This is a genomic window from Alkalihalophilus lindianensis, assembly GCF_032843265.1.
In the GTDB taxonomy this organism is placed as follows: Bacteria; Bacillota; Bacilli; order Bacillales; family Bacillaceae_D; genus Alkalihalophilus; species Alkalihalophilus lindianensis.
This window is the reverse complement of record NZ_JAWJBA010000502.1, coordinates 1-262: the sequence shown is the minus strand read 5'-3', so window position 1 is coordinate 262 and position 262 is coordinate 1. Positions and strand designations below refer to the sequence as shown.

Here is a 262-nt window from a genome sequence, read left to right as displayed (position 1 = left end):
CTCGCCCAACGACTGCGCAAGATCGCAGTCCACCGGATGAATGACCATGCCGTCGCCCAGCTTGCTGCGGCTGTAAGCCAGCAGGTCGTCGAGCAGCTTGTTCATGCGCATGCTGCCATTGATGATCCGCTCGGCCTGCCTGGACAATGCCGGATCCTGCAGCCCACTGGCCAGAGTGTCCGCCGAGAACATGACCGCTGCCAAAGGGCCTCGGAGATCATGCCCGAGCGCTGCCAGGAAGATCTGCCGCCAGGATTCGACC

Annotated in this window: 1 protein-coding gene; it reads right to left on the bottom strand. The window is 63.0% G+C overall.

The window, feature by feature from the left end:
- On the bottom strand, nt 1-262 hold a 262-nt coding region (locus RYX56_RS23195; RefSeq protein ID WP_317124236.1), incomplete at both ends, for a histidine kinase dimerization/phospho-acceptor domain-containing protein.